Origin of the sequence: Pseudomonas sp. Snoq117.2, assembly GCF_900110545.1 — a bacterium.
GTDB classification, from domain to species: Bacteria; Pseudomonadota; Gammaproteobacteria; order Pseudomonadales; family Pseudomonadaceae; genus Chryseomonas; species Chryseomonas benzopyrenica.
Map to the genome: position 1 here is coordinate 632,956 of NZ_FOED01000002.1, position 17,506 is coordinate 650,461.

At 65.0% G+C, this 17,506-nt stretch carries 15 protein-coding genes and 1 tRNA gene; 7 read left to right on the forward strand and 9 right to left on the reverse strand.

The genetic code is table 11. The annotated features are described in order from the left end of the window. Positions 1–2: 2 nt before the first annotated feature. The 3 genes from rlmD to BMZ43_RS08800 form a co-directional block, all read right to left on the reverse strand. A complete protein-coding gene (rlmD, locus tag BMZ43_RS08790; protein WP_093252523.1) occupies positions 3–1,367 on the reverse strand; it encodes a 23S rRNA (uracil(1939)-C(5))-methyltransferase RlmD in 1,365 nt (454 codons plus the stop codon). Beyond that, complete coding sequence (cysM, locus tag BMZ43_RS08795; protein ID WP_017642224.1) at positions 1,354–2,253, reverse strand: cysteine synthase CysM; 900 nt, start codon at positions 2,251–2,253, stop codon at positions 1,354–1,356. Before cysM ends, rlmD begins: the two co-directional genes overlap by 14 nt. Before the next feature lie 80 nt (positions 2,254–2,333). After that, on the reverse strand, positions 2,334–3,224 hold the full coding sequence (locus BMZ43_RS08800) for an alpha/beta hydrolase (protein WP_173148021.1): 891 nt from the start codon (positions 3,222–3,224) through the stop codon (positions 2,334–2,336). A 211-nt stretch (positions 3,225–3,435) separates the two neighbouring features. Between BMZ43_RS08800 and BMZ43_RS08805 the strand changes: the two genes are divergently transcribed. Further along, positions 3,436–6,204, forward strand: coding sequence for a response regulator (locus tag BMZ43_RS08805; RefSeq protein WP_017642222.1), 2,769 nt, complete (start codon positions 3,436–3,438; stop codon positions 6,202–6,204). A 4-nt stretch (positions 6,205–6,208) separates the two neighbouring features. Here BMZ43_RS08805 and dinB read toward each other — a convergent pair whose 3' ends face one another. From dinB to BMZ43_RS08820, 3 genes are all read right to left on the reverse strand, one after another. Further along, a complete protein-coding gene (gene dinB, locus BMZ43_RS08810; RefSeq protein WP_017642221.1) occupies positions 6,209–7,306 on the reverse strand; it encodes a DNA polymerase IV in 1,098 nt (365 codons plus the stop codon). Between the two features lie 93 nt (positions 7,307–7,399). Continuing rightward, positions 7,400–7,633: a hypothetical protein gene (locus BMZ43_RS08815; protein ID WP_017642220.1), complete on the reverse strand. Its 234-nt coding sequence runs from the start codon at positions 7,631–7,633 to the stop codon at positions 7,400–7,402. A gap of 32 nt (positions 7,634–7,665) precedes the next feature. Beyond that, positions 7,666–7,983 (reverse strand): hypothetical protein, encoded by a 318-nt coding sequence (locus BMZ43_RS08820; RefSeq protein WP_017642219.1) that lies wholly within the window; start codon positions 7,981–7,983, stop codon positions 7,666–7,668. A gap of 173 nt (positions 7,984–8,156) precedes the next feature. On the opposite strand from BMZ43_RS08820, the gene BMZ43_RS26490 reads away from it, so the two are divergent. The 5 genes from BMZ43_RS26490 to BMZ43_RS08840 all read left to right on the forward strand — a co-directional run bounded on the left by BMZ43_RS26490 (position 8,157) and on the right by BMZ43_RS08840 (position 13,002). Continuing rightward, on the forward strand, positions 8,157–8,303 hold the full coding sequence (locus BMZ43_RS26490) for a hypothetical protein (protein WP_017642218.1): 147 nt from the start codon (positions 8,157–8,159) through the stop codon (positions 8,301–8,303). Positions 8,304–8,394: 91 nt separating this feature from the next. After that, positions 8,395–8,471: transfer RNA gene (locus tag BMZ43_RS08825), tRNA-Met, on the forward strand. A 190-nt stretch (positions 8,472–8,661) separates the two neighbouring features. Beyond that, positions 8,662–11,319, forward strand: coding sequence for a bifunctional lysylphosphatidylglycerol flippase/synthetase MprF (gene mprF, locus BMZ43_RS08830; RefSeq protein WP_256562900.1), 2,658 nt, complete (start codon positions 8,662–8,664; stop codon positions 11,317–11,319). A gap of 7 nt (positions 11,320–11,326) precedes the next feature. After that, on the forward strand, positions 11,327–12,601 hold the full coding sequence (locus BMZ43_RS08835; RefSeq protein ID WP_093252535.1) for a virulence factor family protein: 1,275 nt from the start codon (positions 11,327–11,329) through the stop codon (positions 12,599–12,601). A 95-nt stretch (positions 12,602–12,696) separates the two neighbouring features. Further along, entirely contained in the window at positions 12,697–13,002 is a 306-nt protein-coding gene (locus tag BMZ43_RS08840; RefSeq protein WP_082900435.1) for a hypothetical protein, read from the forward strand. A gap of 46 nt (positions 13,003–13,048) precedes the next feature. Here BMZ43_RS08840 and BMZ43_RS08845 read toward each other — a convergent pair whose 3' ends face one another. Next, complete coding sequence (locus BMZ43_RS08845) at positions 13,049–14,890, reverse strand: potassium transporter Kup (RefSeq protein WP_017642214.1); 1,842 nt, start codon at positions 14,888–14,890, stop codon at positions 13,049–13,051. A 306-nt stretch (positions 14,891–15,196) separates the two neighbouring features. Here BMZ43_RS08845 and rimO point away from each other — a divergent pair, with 306 nt between their 5' ends. Next, on the forward strand, positions 15,197–16,522 hold the full coding sequence (gene rimO / locus BMZ43_RS08850; RefSeq protein ID WP_093252824.1) for a 30S ribosomal protein S12 methylthiotransferase RimO: 1,326 nt from the start codon (positions 15,197–15,199) through the stop codon (positions 16,520–16,522). A 7-nt stretch (positions 16,523–16,529) separates the two neighbouring features. Here rimO and cadR read toward each other — a convergent pair whose 3' ends face one another. Then, on the reverse strand, positions 16,530–17,000 hold the full coding sequence (gene cadR, locus BMZ43_RS08855) for a Cd(II)/Pb(II)-responsive transcriptional regulator (protein ID WP_017642212.1): 471 nt from the start codon (positions 16,998–17,000) through the stop codon (positions 16,530–16,532). A gap of 189 nt (positions 17,001–17,189) precedes the next feature. Then, entirely contained in the window at positions 17,190–17,369 is a 180-nt protein-coding gene (locus BMZ43_RS08860; protein WP_017642211.1) for a hypothetical protein, read from the reverse strand. Positions 17,370–17,506: the final 137 nt, after the last annotated feature.

Here is a 17,506-nt window from a genome sequence, read left to right on the forward strand (position 1 = left end):
CGTTACCCGGGCATCCTGCCCGCTTCGAACAGCACCATGGCTTCCACATGGGCGGTCTGCGGGAACATGTCGAGAATGCCCGCCCTTGTCATGCGATAGCCCTGTCGGACCAGCTCTCCCGCATCCCGCGCCAAGGTGGCCGGGTTGCAGGAAACATAGACCAGTCGCCCGATGCCGAGCCCTCTGAGCTGCCGGACCACCTCCAGCGCACCGTCGCGCGGCGGATCCAGCAAGGCCAGCGAATGGCTGCCCAGATCGGCGGGTAGCGGGTTCGACAGGTCCACCTGTAGAAAGTGCGCGTTGCCGATGCCGTTGTCACGCGCATTTTGTATTGCCCGGGATGTCATCGCCGCGACCCCTTCGATCCCGGTGACCGCCGCTGCCTGCCGCGCCAATGGCAGGGCGAAATTGCCCAGGCCGGAGAACAGATCAAGCACCCGGTCGTCAGCGGTGGGCGCCAGCCAGTCCAGCGCCTGGGCGACCATGGCCTCGTTGATGGCGGCATTGACCTGGACGAAATCGCCCGGCTGATAGGCCAGCGTCAGGTCCCAGGGCGCCAATCGATAGCCCAGCCTGGCGTCGGCCTGATCCGGCTGCGGCTCGCCCTTGCCCTGCCACCAGAGCTGGACGCCAGCGGCCGCGCAGAAGTCGCGCAGGCGGGCCTGGTCGCCTGGCAGCAGCGCTTGGGTATGGCGCACCAGCAGGGCCGTGGCCGTACCCTGGAAGAGTTCGACATGACCGATCGCCTGGGGGCGCTCCAGCCCGCTCAGCACGTCAGGTAGCGCCCGCAGCAGCGGCTGCAGTTCCGGTACCAGTACCAGGCAGTCGTCGGGGGTGACAATGTCCTGGCTGGCCTCGGCGCGAAAACCCACCTCCAGGCGCCCTTGGCGTTCGTCCCAGCGCACCGCGACGCGGGCGCGCCGGCGATAGCCGAATTCGGGACCGACCATGGGCGCGGCCCAGGCCAGCGGTTGCACCCCGGCCAGCCGGCGGAATTGCTCGGCGAGGGCGTCTTGCTTGAGGGTCAGTTGATCGGCATGGGGCAGGTGCTGCAGGGTGCAACCACCGCAGCGGTCGGCCACGCTGCAGGGCGGTGTGCGCCGCAGCGGATTGGCTTCCAGCACCCTGAGGGTACGGGCCTCGACCACCTGGCTACGAGCACCGAGCACCCGCGCCTCGACCTGCTCGCCCGGCAGGGCACCGGCGACGAACCAGGTCCGCCCGCCTTCGCGGGCGACGCCGCGGCCGTCATGGGACAGCCGCTCGATGGCCAGCAGCTGCCGCTTGCCAGTCGGCACCGCCGCCGCCCGGGCGCCACCGGCGGGTTGGAAGCGCAGCCCGCCGCCGCCTCGCTTAGCGCGGGTCATAGACGCCGGTCGACAGGTAGCGATCGCCTCGGTCACAGATGATCGCGACGATCACCGCATTGTCCACTTCCCGGGCGATGCGCAGGGCGCCCGCCACCGAACCGCCGGACGACACACCGCAGAAGATGCCTTCTTCCCGGGCCAGGCGGCGCATAGTGTCCTCGGCTTCCTGCTGGCCCATGTCGATGATGCGATCCACGCGACTGGATTCGTAGATCTTCGGCAGGTAGGCCTCCGGCCAGCGGCGGATACCGGGAATGGCCGCGCCCTCCTCCGGTTGCAGACCCACGATCTGCACCTTGGGATTCTGCTCCTTGAGGTAGCGCGAGGTACCCATGATGGTCCCGGTGGTCCCCATGGAACTGACGAAATGGGTGATGCTGCCGTGGGTCTGGCGCCAGATTTCCGGACCGGTGCCCAGGTAGTGGGCGACCGGGTTGTCGCCATTGCCGAACTGGTCGAGCACCTTGCCGCGGCCCTCGGCCTGCATGCGGGTGGCCAGATCCCGCGCGCCTTCCATGCCCTCTTCCTTGCTGACCAGGATCAGCTCGGCGCCGTAGGCGGTCATGGCCGCCTTGCGTTCGGCGCTGGAGTTGTCGGGCATGATCAGGATCATGCGATAGCCCATGATCGCGGCGGCCATGGCCAGGGCGATCCCGGTGTTGCCGGAGGTGGCCTCGATCAGGGTATCCCCGGGCAGGATGTCGCCACGGGCCTCGGCCTGGCGGATCATCGACAGCGCCGGGCGGTCCTTGACCGAACCCGCCGGGTTGTTGCCTTCCAGCTTGAGCAGCACGGTACTGCGGGTGTCGCCGGCCAGGCGCTGCAGGCGCACCAGCGGCGTGTTACCGATGCAATCGGCGATGGTGGGATAGTGCAGACTCATGAATCAGCTCGTTCCGCCAGGGGTGAAAGCCTTCCATGATACTCCCAAAGCACCGCTGACCCTACCCATCCGGCGCCTGGCTAAGGCCGCGGCGTGGCGGCGCCGTCGCTGGCCACCTCCAGGGCGGCGGGCAGGCTCAGCGACAGGATGCCCTCCGGCCCCAGGTTGGGCCGCACCTGCGGCGTCACCTGCAGCCCCGGCAACCCGGCCAGCCGTTCGGCCAGCCGCTTGGCGGCCTCGGGCGCGACCTTGCGGGTGAGGTCCTCGGTACCGGAGTACAGCCACAGCTGCACCGGACGGGCACCCCCCACACCCTGGAATTCCTGCGCCCGCTTGAGGATGAAACCCTGCTGCCAGCCAAAGGCGACATCGCTCGCCACATAGCGCTGGAAAGCCTGGGGCTGCCGATAAAGGGTATCGAGCACGAACAGCCCGCCGTAGCCATGGCCCCAGAGGGTCTGGCGGTTGGGGTCCACCGGTACGCTCTGGGTCAGCAGCGGCTTGATGCGTTGTTCGATCAGATCGAGAAACGCCCGCGAGCCCCCTGCTGGCCAGTCCTTGCGCACGTCGTCATGATTGCGCCCACTGCCGATCGCCGGGGTGTAGTCGTAGGTGCGTTCCTGCATGGCGTCCGCGGCATCGGCGTACCCGATGGCCACCAGCACCGGCGGACTCTTCAGTTTATGCGGGGACAGCCAGACATCCTGCAGCTGTGCCAGGGCGGCATCGCCATCGAGCAGAAAGAGCGCGGGATAGCCCATCATCGGCGCCGGTTGCTTGGGGATGCCGATATAGACCCGATAGCGGCGCTTGCCATCCGCCGAGTCGAGCAGGTGCGTCTCGAAGCTGTAGTACATCGACCCCCGCTCCACCAGGGTGGTCTTCTTGGGCTCCTGGGCCTGGGTCGGCACCATCCAGCCGGTCCCCAGCAACAGGGCACCCGCCAGCATCAGACTGCAACTCTTCTTCAAAGGATCTCCTCGAACGCAACCGTACCGGAACGACCGGCAGTCCCTACCAGACCGCCGACGGGGTCAATGGTTGTGCACCTCGGCCAGAAGCCGTGGCAGCCTTCGCGGATTTTCTCGAATCAGCGCGCCAAGGGGTGCGACCCCTTTCGCAAAGACTCTCTTTACATTTGGTAAAGGGGTTAGACTCGCCATTTTCCTCGGGGGACGTGCAGTGCTGGACGAATTGGGACTCAAGGGGCGCATCTTGCTGTTGAGCGTCCTCCCGACCTGCTGCATGGCGGCGCTGCTGGGGGTCTATTTCAGCTGGGTGCAGCTGTCCGACATGCGCAACCAGCTCATCGAGCACGGTCAGCTGGTGGCCCAGCAGATGGCCCCGCTCATTGCCCCGGCCATGCGTACCGGCGACAACGACCAGCTCAACCGTATCGCCCAGCGCGCCCTCGACCAGGCCGATGTCCGGGCCATCACCTTCCTGGATGACGATGGCAACGTCCTCGCCCATGCGGGCCCCTCGATGACGGTGGCGCTCACCGGGCGGGACTACCAGACCATCAGCATGAGGTCTGGCCTCGACATCACCCACTTCAATCTGCCGGTGCAGACCCACGACCTGCGCCTGACCCGCAGCGACGGCAACCCGGCCACGCCCCAGACCCTGGGCTGGATCCAGCTCGAACTCTCCCATCACGCCACCCTGCTGCGCGGCTATCGCAACCTGGTGGCCGGCCTCCTGCTGATCCTGCTCGGCCTGGCCTTCACCGCCTTCATCGCCGTGCGCATGGGCCGGCGCATCAACCGGCCGCTGCAGGTGATCGCCCAGGGCGTCAGCCAGCTGCAGGAGGGGCGCCTGGAGACACGCCTGCCGACCCAGCTCGGCAGCCCCGAATTCGACGAACTGGCCACCGGCATCAACCGCATGGCCGAAGCCATGGAAAATGCCCAGTTCGAGATGCAGAACAACATCGATCAGGCCACCGAGGACGTGCGCCAGAACCTGGAAACCATCGAGATCCAGAACATCGAGCTGGATCTGGCGCGCAAGGCGGCGCTGGAGGCCAGCCGCATCAAGTCGGAATTCCTGGCCAACATGAGCCACGAGATCCGCACCCCGCTCAACGGCATCATCGGCTTCACCAATCTGATGCAGAAGAGCGAGCTGACCCCGCGCCAGCAGGATTACCTGAGCACCATCCAGAATTCCGCCGAGAGCCTTCTGGGCATCATCAACGAGATCCTCGACTTCTCGAAGATCGAAGCCGGCAAGCTGGTGCTGGAGAATCTGCCGTTCAATCTGCGCGACATGATCCAGGACACCCTGACCATCCTGGCGCCGTCGGCCCATGAAAAGCACCTGGAGCTGGTCTGCCTGGTCTACCGCGACACCCCGACCCACCTGGTCGGCGATCCGCAGCGCCTGCGCCAGGTGCTCACCAACCTGGTGAGCAATGCCATCAAGTTCACCCACTCCGGCACCATCGCCGTGCGCGCCATGGTCGAGGAAGAGACCGACGACCACGCCCAGTTGCGCATCAGCGTCCAGGACACCGGGGTCGGCCTGACCGACGAAGACCGCCAGATGCTGTTCCAGGCCTTCTCCCAGGCCGACAACTCCCTGACCCGCCAGGCCGGCGGAACCGGTCTCGGCCTGGTCATCTCCAAACGCCTGATCGAGCAGATGGGTGGCGAGATCGGCCTGGAGAGCATTCCCGGCGAGGGCTCGGAATTCTGGATCACCCTCAACCTGCCCAAGGCCCACGGCAGCGTCGAGAGCCACAAGCGCATCGCCCTGGCCGGCCGTCGCGTCGGCCTGGTCGAGCCCCACCCCCTCACCCGCCAGGCGCTGCAGCATCAGCTGGAAGAATGCGGCCTGAGCGTGGAGCCGTTCGAGACCCTGGAACAGCTCAGCGAAGCCGTCGCCCATCCGGCCTCCGGCAAACTACCGGTCAGCCTGGCGGTGCTGGGCGTCAGCGCGCGCAGCATTCCGCCGGACCTGCTCACCGAACGCATCTGGGAACTGGGTCGCCAGGACTGCAATACCCTGGTCTACTGCCCCACCACCGACCAGGCGGTGTTCCATGCCTCGCTGCCCGACGTCCATTGCCAACTGCACTCCAAGCCGGCCTGCAGCCGCAAGCTGGAACAGGCCGTGGCGGAATTGCTCAACCAGCGTCCGCAACGCAATGAAAGTGGCGGCCTGGGCATCACCGACAGACCACCGCGCCTGCTCTGCGTCGACGACAATCCAGCCAACCTGCTGCTGGTGGAGACCCTGCTGACCGATCTCGGCGCCCAGGTCACCGCGGTGGAGAGCGGCTATGCGGCGGTGGAAGCCGTCCAGCAGGAGCGCTTCGACCTGGTGTTCATGGACGTGCAGATGCCCGGCATGGATGGCCGCCAGGCCACCGAGGCGATCCGTGACTGGGAAGCCAGCGAAGGCGGCACTCCGGTGCCCATCGTCGCCCTTACCGCCCACGCCATGGCCAACGAGAAACGCGCCCTGCTGCAAAGCGGCATGGACGACTACCTCACCAAGCCCATCAGCGATCGGCAACTGGCCCAGGTCATTCTCAAATGGACCGGCCTGCGCCTGCTGCACAGCTCGGCGCCCGAGGTCACCAGCCTCAACAGTGGCGGCCAGGACATTTCCACGCTGGCGGTGATGGATGCGGACGAAGGCCTGCGCCTGGCGGCCAACAAGCCGGATCTGGCCAAGGATTTGCTGAGCATGCTGCTCGCCTCCCTGGCAGCGGACCGTCAGGCCATTCGCCAGGCCCGCGAAGACGGTGACCGCATAGCCCTCATCGAGCGCGTCCACCGCCTGCATGGCGCTACCCGCTATTGCGGCGTGCCCCAGCTGCGCGCTGCCTGCCAGCACAGCGAAACCCTGCTCAAGCAGGGCGCCCCGACCTCCAGCCCGGCGCTGGAAGAACTGGACGCGGCCATCGTCAATCTGTCCACCCAGGCCAAGAGCCCGCTCTAGCGGGCTAGTCCTCGAACAGCCGCAACTGTAGCGCCGCCTCGCGCAGATCGGTCAGGCGCACGCCCACGCCGAGCAGGCGCACCGGTCGATTGCCCCGCCGATAGGCCTGCTCCAGCAGCCGCCGATAGCTGTCGAGATCGCGTCCGGCGCCCTGCTGTTCCAGGGTGGTCTGGGTGAAGTCGTGGAACTTGACCTTGATGAAGGGCCGCTCCGGGCGATAGCGGTCGGCCAGGCGCGTCAACCGCTCTTCGAGCTTGGCCAGCAACTCGGGCAACTCCTTGGCACAGGCGGCGGCATCGGGCAGGTCGCGGTCATAGGTGCGCTCGACGCTGGCCGATTGCCGCTGGCTGTCCACCTTGACCTGGCGCTCGTCGATACCATGGGCCAGTGCCCAGAGGCGCTCGCCGAAGCTGCCGAATTCACGCAGCAGATCGAAGCGCGACCAGGTCTGCAGATCGCTGCACAGGACGATGCCACGGCGCTTGAGCTTGTCGGCGGTGACTTTGCCGACGCCATGCAGCTTGGCCACCGGCAGCACGGCGACGAAGTCGTCCACCTCATGGGGCGCGATGACGAACAAGCCGTTGGGCTTTTTCCAGTCACTGGCGATCTTGGCGAGAAACTTGTTCGGCGCGACGCCCGCCGACACCGTGATGTTCAACTCCTGCCAGACCCGGCGGCGGATGTCGCGGGCGATCAGGGTGGCGCTACCATTGAACAGCTCGCACTGGGTGACATCCAGGTAGGCCTCGTCGAGGGACAGCGGCTCGATCAGCTCGGTGTAGTCCTGGAAGATGGCGTGGATCTGCCGCGACACCTCCTTGTAGACGTCGAAGCGCGGCTTGACGAAGACCAGGTCGGGACAGAGCTTTTGCGCCTGATGGGACGACATGGCGGAGCGCACGCCAAAGGCCCGCGCCTCGTAGTTGCAGGTGGCGACCACCCCACGGCGATCAGGGGTTCCACCTACCGCCAGCGGCTTGTTGCCCAGGCGCGGATCATCGCGCATCTCGATGGACGCATAGAAGCAGTCACAGTCGACATGGATGATCTTGCGCTGGCGCTTGGGTGGGAGCTGGGCGGGGGAATTGTCCGGAGCCATGGAGAAAGATGCCGGGCCGGGCACTGCGGCTGATTATCCGTACAGTAAGCCAAGACCGCCCGGATTTGTCCATGGCGGACGACGAATCGCCGGTTAACCGACGTCCTGGAGCAGGCGCTGCCGATGCACGACCTCTTCGCGCAGCTCGTCGACCACCGCTTTGAGATCATGGGCATGGTGCAACTGATCGTAATAGAGGTGGCGCTCGGCGATGACCCCATCCGGGGTGGTGATCATCAGGCGCGCGAAATGCTCACTGCGCTCGAAGAATTCGATACGCCCCAGACCTTGGAGATGCTGAAGCAAGGTTTCCAGCAGGAGATTCATGGCGACCCCTTGGACTTTCCTGGTCAAACGGTTCAGTCGCGTTGCCCATCGTCGAAAGGTGCACTCTCGTCGTCGGCGATGACGATCCGCTCTTCGAAATGGCCGGATCGAACATGGCGGGACGTGGTGTCCAGCAGCGCCTGCGCGGAAACGCGCAGTGTCTTCATGTCGTCGACGAGCAATTCGACTTTTTCCACGACTTGAAGTGCCATATCGGCGGCGCCATTGGCACTACTGCCGGTCAGCGCCAGCGAAAGATTGCACAACTGGGCGACGAGCGTCGCGATGTCGTGCTCCATCACGCGCATGATGCGCTGGTCCAGACCACTCGAATCCTGAGAAGGGTGCATGAGGTTCTCCATAACACCCAGCGAGGATAGCACATGGCCACCACCCGCTTGAGCGACCAAGCGGCGTTTTGCTATCACCGTCTCACTTGTCAGCGCGGTGGACTCTCATCGGCTTTTCGGACTCTTTGCCATCCTCATAGGTCGACTGAGGACGTACATCTAGGAGACCACCCATGAAACGCCCTCTATTGTTATCCTCCGCCCTGCTCGTCACCCTGGCGCTCGGCGGCTGCTTCGATCGCGATCAGTCTGATCAGCAGAATCGCTCCAGTGGTGAAAAGGCCTCGGTCCAGATGCAGAAGAGCGACGGCGACAAGTGACCTCGACCCTGCCTGACTAAATAAGCCTTTGAAGAATATTAAATTTTTCCTTGACGAATTTTTTCTTGGCCCTATACTGAGCCACATCGGACGCGGGATGGAGCAGTCTGGTAGCTCGTCGGGCTCATAACCCGAAGGTCGTTGGTTCAAATCCAGCTCCCGCAACCAAATTCGAAAAAACCACTCTCTTGAGTGGTTTTTTTTTGCGCTGAATTTGACCGGGGTCAGATCACAGCGGTGCGAACTCTGTAGCTACGCGAGCTACAAAGGTTGGTATAGAGCTTTTTTATCTGTACAAGGCTTGGCAAACCGCGCGCGACCAGTAATCTGACGCGCGTTCCTGTCTAGAGGAGTTTGCATGACTGCACCTGATCCAGCCAAAGAGGTCTCCTCGAAGCCGGCATCCCCTGCGGACCATCCTGTTTCGCCCCCTCAAGCGCTGCCCTGGCGCCTGCTGGAGCGGTTGACGGCCTATCGACAACCCATCGAATTGGGTGTGACCCTGGTGTTGTTCGCCGCCGCGCTGGTGGTCTGCTGGCATCTGCTGAGCAGCATCGATGGCGAGGCGCTCCACGATGCCCTTCACGATATCCCACATTCATCCCTGATCGGCGCCCTGATCGCCGCCGCGGCCGGCTTCACCATCCTGCTCGGTTACGAGTGGTCGGCCATGCGCTTCGCCGACGTCAAGCTGCCGGCCCGCGCCTGGACCATGGGCGGCCTCACCGCCTTCGCCATCGGCAACGCGGTCGGGCTCTCCATGTTGTCCGGCGGCTCGGTACGCTATCGCCTCTATGCCCGCCAGGGCCTCAGCGCCCTGGAAGTGGCGCGGATGACGGTGTTTTCCAGTCTGGCGCTGGGCACCGCCCTGCCGCCCCTGGCCGCCATCGCCGCGTTGACCAACCTGCCCGCCTCCACCCAGGCCCTGCGCGTACCGGAAGCGGTGATCGTTACCGCGTCCGCCGTGATCCTGATCGGCTATGCGATCGGCATCCTGGCGCTGCGTCGCTGGCGGGCACCTGAGCAGCCCTGCGCCCATGCCCTGCATTTCCGCATCGGCAAGCGCGCCCTGCGCCTGCCGACCCTGCGGCTGTCCGCGCTGCAACTGGTGATCACCATCCTCGACGTGACCGCCGCCTCGATGGTGCTCTATCTGCTGCTGCCGACGGCTCCGCCCTTCGGTGCCTTCCTGCTGGTCTATCTGCTGGCGCTGGCCGCGGGCGTGCTCAGCCACGTCCCGGGCGGCGTCGGCGTGTTCGAAGCGGTGCTGCTGGCAGCCTTCGCCAACGAACTGGGTGCCGCTCAGCTCGCTGCGGCGCTGGTGGTCTACCGGCTGTTCTATGTGCTGCTGCCGTTCGTGATCGCCTGTCTGGTGCTGCTGTTCAGCGAAGGCCGGCGCCTGCTGTCGAACAGTCCTGCGGTACGGGTCGCCTCGGGACTCGCGGCACCCATCCTCGCCATCCTGGTTTTTTTTTCTGGGGTGGTCCTGCTTTTTTCTGGGGTCACCCCTGAAATAGACACCCGCCTGGAGGGCATGGATTTCCTGCTGCCCCAGCGGTTGATCGATGCCTCCCACCTGGGCGCGAGCCTGATCGGCGTCGTCTGTCTATTGCTGGCGCAGGGATTGCGCCGGCGCCTGTCCGCGGCTTGGGCGGTGACCTTGGTCTTGCTGCTGCTCGGTTCCCTGCTGTCCCTGTTGAAAGGTTTCGACTGGGAGGAAGCCTCCATCCTGGCGCTGACGGCGGCGCTGCTCGCCACCTTCCGCAAATCCTTCTATCGCCGCAGCCGGCTGATGGAGCAACCCTTCTCGCCGCTGTACGTAACCGCCAGCATCTGCGTGGTCGCGGCCTCGGTGTGGTTGCTGCTGTTCGCCTACCAGGACGTGCCCTACGATACCCGTCTCTGGTGGCAATTCGCCCTGGACGCCGATGCGCCACGCGGCCTGCGTGCCGCCCTGGGCAGTTCGGTCCTGCTGCTGATCATCGCCCTGGGCTGGCTGCTGCGCGCCGCGCCGCCGCCCATCGAAGCCCCAACCAACGCCGAGCTCGAGCGCGCCTTCGGTATCGTGCGCAAATCCAGTCAGCCGGATGGCGGACTGGTGATGACCGGCGACAAGGCCCTGCTCTTCCATGAAAGCGACGATGCCTTCCTGATGTACGGCCGGCGTGGGCGCAGCCTGATCGCCCTCTTCGACCCTATCGGTCGCTCCCAGCCACGCGCCGAGCTGATCTGGAAGTTTCGTGATCTCTGCGACCTGCACCACGCCCGACCGGTGTTCTATCAGGTGCGCGCCGAGAATCTACCCTTCTATATGGACATCGGCCTCACCGCGCTCAAGCTCGGCGAAGAGGCGCGCGTGGACCTGCACGCCTTCGATCTCGACAGCAAGGGTAAGAAGGACCTGCGCTACACTTGGAATCGTGGCCAGCGCGATGGCCTGGCCATCGAATTCCATGCCCCGGGCGAGGCGCCACTGGACGAACTCAAGGCGATCTCCGACGTCTGGCTGGAGAGCAAGCAGGTGCGCGAGAAAGGCTTTTCCCTGGGTCGTTTCGACCCTGCCTATCTCCAGCACTTCCGCATCGCCGTGGTGCGCTTCCAGGGCAAGGCGGTGGCCTTCGCCAACCTGCTGGAAACCGAACGCCCGGATCTGGCCAGCATCGACCTGATGCGGGTCACTGCGGATGCGCCCAAGCAGACCATGGAATTCCTCATGCTCGGGCTGATCCTGCACTTCAAGGCCGCCGGCTTCGCCCGCTTCTCGCTGGGCATGGTCCCGCTGGCCGGACTGCATCCCCGCCGTGGCGCCCCCATCACCCAACGCCTGGGCGCCATGGTGTTCAGACGCGGTGAACAGTTCTATAACTTCCAGGGCCTGCGCCGCTTCAAGGACAAGTTCGATCCGGAGTGGGAGCCGCGCTACATGGCGGTACCCGCCGGCCTGGACCCCCTGGTCGCCTTCGCCGATACCGCCGCCCTAATCGCCGGGGGTTACACCGGCCTGGTCAAACGTTGAGACTCCTATGCTGAAACGTGCACTCGCAGTACTGCTCGTCATCCTGCTGATCGCGGGGGGCCTGGGCTGGTGGTGGCTCCATCGTTGGCCGTCGGCGCCCCAGGTCAAGGTCCTGGAGCAGCCGGATGGTCGTCTGCTGACCATGGCCGCGCCCAAGGGCGAGCCCCATGCTCGCGTGGTGCTGGCCACGCCGTCGGACCTGCAGCTGGCGGATGCCGATCTGCTGGGCCTGGCCACCAACACCGGCGCCGAAATCGTCCAGTACGAGGTCAGGGTATCCAATGGCTGCCAGGCGCAGAGCGATGACTTCGCCAACGCGGCCAAGCAGCTGAGTGGCGCCCCGACCTTCGTCGGCGGCATCGGCCCAGGCGCCGCCCGCGCCTGGCGCTGGCTGGCCACCCAGGACAATCCGAAGGCCGCTGCCCTGAGCGTCGGCTTCAACCTGGAAACCCTGGATTGCCCGGACGCCCTGCCGGCCAAGGCAGCCGCGGGTCAATGGCACATCGCCTGGAACGATCATCCAACCGACGATTCGGCCATCTTCGTGCGCCAGCAGAGCAACGCCGATCTGACCATCGCCGACTACGGCACCGCCCTGCCGGTGGTCCTGCGCACCCAGCTCAAGAATCGTCTGCTGGGCCAGCACAACGACATCCCGACCATCGAGATGCCGGCCGATCCGGACGTCAAGCCCAGCCACCCCGACGTGGTGACCATCTTCTATTCCGGTGACGGCGGCTGGCGCGACATCGACCGTCTCTCGGCCCAGGCCATGAACGAAGCGGGTTATCCGGTCGTCGGCGTGGACTCCCTGCGCTACTTCTGGCAGCACAAGAGTCCCGAGCAGGTCGCCGCCGATCTGGCCAACCTGATGCAGGAATACCGCGAGAAGTGGAACGCCAAGCACTTCGTCCTGGCCGGCTACTCCTTTGGCGCCGACATCCTGCCAGCGGTCTACAACCGCCTGCCCAAGGCGGATCAGGACCAGGTGACCTCGCTGCTGTTGCTGGCCTTCAGCCGCAAGAGCAATTTCGAGATCGCCGTGGAAGGCTGGCTCGGCAAACCGGGCGATGAGGCCGATACCCTGCCGGAAACCAGCAGGATTCCCGCCGCCAAGCTGTTCTGCGTCTATGGCGAGGAAGAGAAGGACGACAGTGGTTGCACCCAGCCGGGTCAACCGGGTGAGAAGCTGGCCCGCCCGGGCGGTCATCACTTCGACGAGAACTACGACAAGCTGGCCGACTTCATGGTCAAGGCCATTGAGGCCCGTACGCCGCAATAGCGTACCTCGTCCGGGCCTGCGGCCCGGACGAACGGCCGGAACAAGGGGGCGGTCTCCAACGGTCTATGGCTGCAACAGCCACGGAGACCTCTGTCATGAGCACACCGCTTTCCGCCGACGCCGCCAGCAAGATCCTGGTGGATGCCTTCCAACCCCTCGGCTGCGTGGTATCGTCCGGCGCGGATGGCCATGACCTGGCGCTGGGCGTGGTGGATGCCCAGGGCAAGACGCTCTACACCGAAGAACAACTCAGCGAGACGGACTACAGCGATCCGCTGCGCCTGGCTGGCTACATAGGCACGGTGCGCAGCGAGCTGGAAGGCCGCGGCCAGACCCTCGACAGCTGGCAGATGCCCTTCATCACCGATCCTGACGCCCTGCCGCCGCCGGTATTCAACTAGGCAAAGAAAAGGCCCCTGCTGGGGCCTTTGTTCTTTCTGCGCTCGGCTAGATCTCGACCTGGGTGCCCAACTCGATCACCCGGTTCACCGGCAGCTTGAAGAATCTCAGGTTGCCGTTGGCGTTCTTCATCAGGAAGACGAAGAGATTCTCGCGCCAGGGCGCCATGCCGAGGCGCTTGGAGGCGATCACCGTTTCCCGGCTGAGGAAATAGGTGGTGCGCATCGGGGTGAAATCCAGGCCTGGATAAGGGCAGTGGCTCAAGGCCAGGGGGATGTCCGGCTCGTCCATGAAGCCGTAGTGCAGCACCACGCGATAGAAGCCGTCGCCGAAGTCCTCGACCTCCATGCGCTCGCCACGCGATACCCGCGGGCGATCCTCGTAGCGCACCGTGAGCAGCACCACCTGCTCGTGCAGTACTTGGTTGTGCAGCAGGTTGTGCAGCATGGCATGGGGGACCACGTCGGTCCGGGCGGTGAGGAACACCGCGGTGCCCTTGGCGCGGAATGGCGGTTGGGCACGGATGCTACTGATAAAGATCGGCAATGGCAGCGCGCCGTCGTCCAGGCGCTCCACCACCAGTTGCCGGCCCCGCTTCCAGGTGGTCAGCAGGATGAAGATGACGATACCGGCGATCACCGGGAAGGAGCCGCCGGAAAAGATCTTCGGCGCATTGGCCGAGAAGTACAGGACGTCCACCAGCAGGAAGCCGATCAGCAACGGCACCATGATCCAGCGCGGCCATTTCCACAGCAAGAGGATCACCGCCGACACCAGGCAGCTGGTGATCAGCATGGTGCCGGTCACGGCCACGCCATAGGCCTCGGCCAGGTTGGCCGAGGACTGGAAGGTCAGGATCAGGAAGATCACCCCCAGCATCAGCGCCCAGTTCATCAGCGGGATGTAGATCTGCCCCTGCTCCTGGCTGGAGGTGTGCTGGATCTGCATGCGCGGAATATAGCCCAGCTGGATGGCCTGGCGGGTCATGGAGAAGGCGCCGGTGATCACCGCCTGGGAGGCGATGACGGTGGCCAGGGTCGACAGCCCGATCATCGGCAGCAGCAGCCATTCCGGGGCCAGCAGATAGAAGGGATTACGGACCGCCGAGGGATCGGCGAGCAGCAGTGCGCCCTGACCGAAGTAGTTGAGCACCAGCCCCGGCAGCACCAGCAGCAGCCAGGCCCGGGCGATGGGTTTGCGCCCGAAGTGGCCCATGTCGGCATAGAGTGCCTCGGCCCCGGTCAGGGCCAGCACGGCCGCGCCCAGGACGATGAAACCCTTCACCGGATTGGCGGCAAAGAACTCCACTGCCCAATAGGGATTGAAGGCCTTGAGCACCTCGGGCTGCTGGACGATGCCATAGACGCCCAGGGCGCCCAGGGTGGTGAACCAGAGCACCATCACCGGGCCGAAGAACTTGCCGATGGTGGCGGTGCCGCGCTTCTGGATGGCGAAAATGCCGACCAGGATCACCAGGGCGATGGGCACGACCCAGGCTTCCAGACCGTCGAAGGCCAGCTCCAGCCCCTCCACCGCCGACAACACCGAGACCGCCGGGGTGATCATGCTGTCGCCATAGAAGAGCGCGGCGCCGAACAGGCCGAGCAATACCAGGGTGGTGGCGAGGCGCGGCGAGCCCTGGGCGGCGCGACGGGCCAGGGCGGTGAGGGCCATAATGCCGCCCTCGCCCTGGTTGTCGGCGCGCATGACGAAGGTGATGTACTTGAGGGTGACGACCCAGATGAGCGACCAGAAGATCAGCGACAGGATGCCGAGCACGCTGTCGTGGTTCAGCGCCAGGCCATAGTGCGGCGAGAAGACTTCCTTGAGGGTATAGAGAGGACTGGTACCGATGTCGCCGTATACCACGCCGGTGGCGAGCACGATCATTCCCAAGGCCGAAGGGGCTTTACCACCGTGCTCGTGTTCCGGACGGCTCATGCAGGGCTCCTAGAGTCTAAAATCGGCGCATCCTGCGCCGAAGCGGCGTCAGGATCAAGTTGAAAAGGCCGGTAGCGTGGCGCGGGCAACCTCTCGGTGCAGCGCTTCAAGGACCATAGACTCTCTGGTCGGCAAAAAGCTCTGTGCGGTCGCCAGGACCGGCGTACCCCTTCCAAGCAGCGGCAGAGATGGCTAGAATCGCGCGTTTTTTGATCAAGGCGCCTCCTGAGCGCCCGCCGAGGTTAGCCCATGTCCATCCAAACGTCCGCCCCCAAGGTCGGTTTCGTCAGCCTCGGCTGTCCCAAGGCCACCGTCGACTCCGAACGCATCCTTACCCAGCTGCGCATGGAAGGCTACGAGATCGTGCCGACCTATGAAGACGCCGACGTGGTGGTGGTCAACACCTGCGGCTTCATCGACAGCGCCAAGGCCGAGTCCCTGGACGCCATCGGCGAGGCCATCGCCGAGAACGGCAAGGTGATCGTCACCGGGTGCATGGGCGTCGACGAGGGCAACATCCGCGGCGTGCACCCCAGCGTGCTGGCGGTGACCGGTCCCCAGCAGTACGAGCAGGTGGTCAGCGCCGTCCACGAGGTGGTGCCGCCGCAGCTGGAGCACAATCCGCTGATCGACCTGGTCCCGCCCCAGGGCATCAAGCTGACCCCGCGCCACTACGCCTACCTGAAGATTTCCGAAGGCTGCAACCACAGCTGCAGCTTCTGCATCATTCCCTCCATGCGCGGCAGGCTGGTCAGCCGCCCGGTGGGCGACGTGCTGTCCGAGGCTGAGCGGCTGGTCAAGGCGGGCGTGAAGGAGCTGCTGGTGATCTCCCAGGACACCAGCGCCTACGGCGTCGATCTCAAGTACAAACTGGACTTCTGGAACGGCCAACCGGTCAAGACGCGCATGCTGGAACTCTGCGAGGCGCTGTCGGGCATGGGGGTCTGGGTGCGCCTGCACTATGTCTACCCCTACCCCAACGTCGACGACGTCATTCCGCTGATGGCCGCCGGCAAGCTGCTGCCCTATCTGGACATCCCCTTCCAGCACGCCAGCCCCAAGGTGCTCAAGTCCATGAAGCGCCCGGCGTTCGAGGACAAGACCCTGGCGCGCATCAAGCGCTGGCGGGAGATCTGCCCGGAGCTGACCATCCGCTCCACCTTCATCGTCGGCTTCCCCGGCGAGACCGAGGAAGACTTCCAGTACCTGCTGGACTGGCTCACCGAAGCCCAGCTGGATCGCGTCGGCTGCTTCCAGTATTCGCCGGTCGAGGGCGCGCCGGCCAACGAGCTGGGTCTGGAAGCCGTTCCGGACGAGGTCAAGCAGGAGCGTTGGGAGCGTTTCATGGCGCATCAACAGGCCATCTCCGCCGCGCGCCTGCAGCTCAAGATCGGTCGCGAGATCGAGGTGCTGATCGACGAGGTGGACGAGCAAGGCGCCATTGGCCGCTCCTACGCCGATGCCCCGGAAATCGACGGCAACGTCTATGTCGACAGCGCCAATCCCCTCAAGCCAGGCGACAAGGTCTGGGTGCGGGTCACCGACGCCGACGAGTACGACCTCTGGGCAGAGGCGCTCTGATCCCTAGCTAGTCATGCAGACGGTGGGTGCCGGGCACATGGGCGTGCCCGGCCGCACTGCAGCTGGCGGTGGTCGCCGATGGCGCCGCCGGCTGACCGAGTTCGCGCAGGATGCCGCAACGGTCGCCTTCGCCTTCCCCCTGGCACTGCCGTCTCAGGGTCACCAGCTGTTCGCGCAGCTGATTCAACTCGCGAATGCGCACCTCGACATGATGCAGATGGGCGCCGATCAGGGCGTCCACCTGGGCGCACCCCGGCGTGGCGGTATCCCGTAGCGCCAGCAGCGCCCGGATCTCTTCCAGGGTCATGTCCAGGGAACGGCAATGACGCACGAAGATCAGGCGCTCGACCTGATCCTCGTCATAGCTGCGGTAGTTGCTGCTGCTACGCGCCGCCGGGCGCAGCAGGCCTTCACGCTCGTAGTAGCGGATGGTCTCGACCGCGCAGTCGGTGCGCCGGGCCAATTCGCCAATCTTCATCGTGCCTTTCTCGCTCCGCTGACATCCGGACAGCCTGCCGCGCTCGCGGCCCTGGGGCAAGGGTTCTGGAACTACCGGCAAGCGGTGGGAAGAGACGTTGGCGACCGCTCAGCCGGTGCGGACGGGCAGGCAGATAGAACGACGCCCCGGCGATGAGTGGATCGCCGGGGCGTCGCGACAAACATCAGACTAGTTGGCGTTGTTCTGGTACAGCGCGGAAGCACGGGCGGGATGTTCCGACTGGAATTGCGCTTGGGCATTGGCCCGGATCGATTTGCTGGACAGGTCGCGACTGGCCGCGGATGCGGTACCCGACAGCAGGCCCATGAACAGGACGGCAACGAGCGCTTGGATACCCAGGACTTTCATAGCGAATACCTCTTGGTTGTGCTGTTTCGATAGACACAGCGTACTCCCAGTACTAATCCGCCAAAAAGTCGCGTTTCCGTGAGTGATATTTACCTATTAGGCAAATATCACCAGGGAACGTCTTGATACTGCCTCGG

What these genes read in the sequence shown, in the direction of transcription:
- rlmD (WP_093252523.1), bottom strand. Translation starts at nt 1,367, where the DNA reads ATGACCCGCGCTAAGCGAGGCGGCGGCGGGCTGCGCTTCCAACCCGCC.
- cysM (WP_017642224.1), bottom strand. Translation starts at nt 2,253, where the DNA reads ATGAGTCTGCACTATCCCACCATCGCCGATTGCATCGGTAACACGCCG.
- dinB (WP_017642221.1), bottom strand. Translation starts at nt 7,306, where the DNA reads ATGGCTCCGGACAATTCCCCCGCCCAGCTCCCACCCAAGCGCCAGCGC.
- BMZ43_RS08815 (WP_017642220.1), bottom strand. Translation starts at nt 7,633, where the DNA reads ATGAATCTCCTGCTGGAAACCTTGCTTCAGCATCTCCAAGGTCTGGGG.
- BMZ43_RS08820 (WP_017642219.1), bottom strand. Translation starts at nt 7,983, where the DNA reads ATGCACCCTTCTCAGGATTCGAGTGGTCTGGACCAGCGCATCATGCGC.
- BMZ43_RS26490 (WP_017642218.1), top strand. Translation starts at nt 8,157, where the DNA reads ATGAAACGCCCTCTATTGTTATCCTCCGCCCTGCTCGTCACCCTGGCG.
- mprF (WP_256562900.1), top strand. Translation starts at nt 8,662, where the DNA reads ATGACTGCACCTGATCCAGCCAAAGAGGTCTCCTCGAAGCCGGCATCC.
- BMZ43_RS08835 (WP_093252535.1), top strand. Translation starts at nt 11,327, where the DNA reads ATGCTGAAACGTGCACTCGCAGTACTGCTCGTCATCCTGCTGATCGCG.
- BMZ43_RS08840 (WP_082900435.1), top strand. Translation starts at nt 12,697, where the DNA reads ATGAGCACACCGCTTTCCGCCGACGCCGCCAGCAAGATCCTGGTGGAT.
- BMZ43_RS08845 (WP_017642214.1), bottom strand. Translation starts at nt 14,890, where the DNA reads ATGATCGTGCTCGCCACCGGCGTGGTATACGGCGACATCGGTACCAGT.
- cadR (WP_017642212.1), bottom strand. Translation starts at nt 17,000, where the DNA reads ATGAAGATTGGCGAATTGGCCCGGCGCACCGACTGCGCGGTCGAGACC.
- BMZ43_RS08860 (WP_017642211.1), bottom strand. Translation starts at nt 17,369, where the DNA reads ATGAAAGTCCTGGGTATCCAAGCGCTCGTTGCCGTCCTGTTCATGGGC.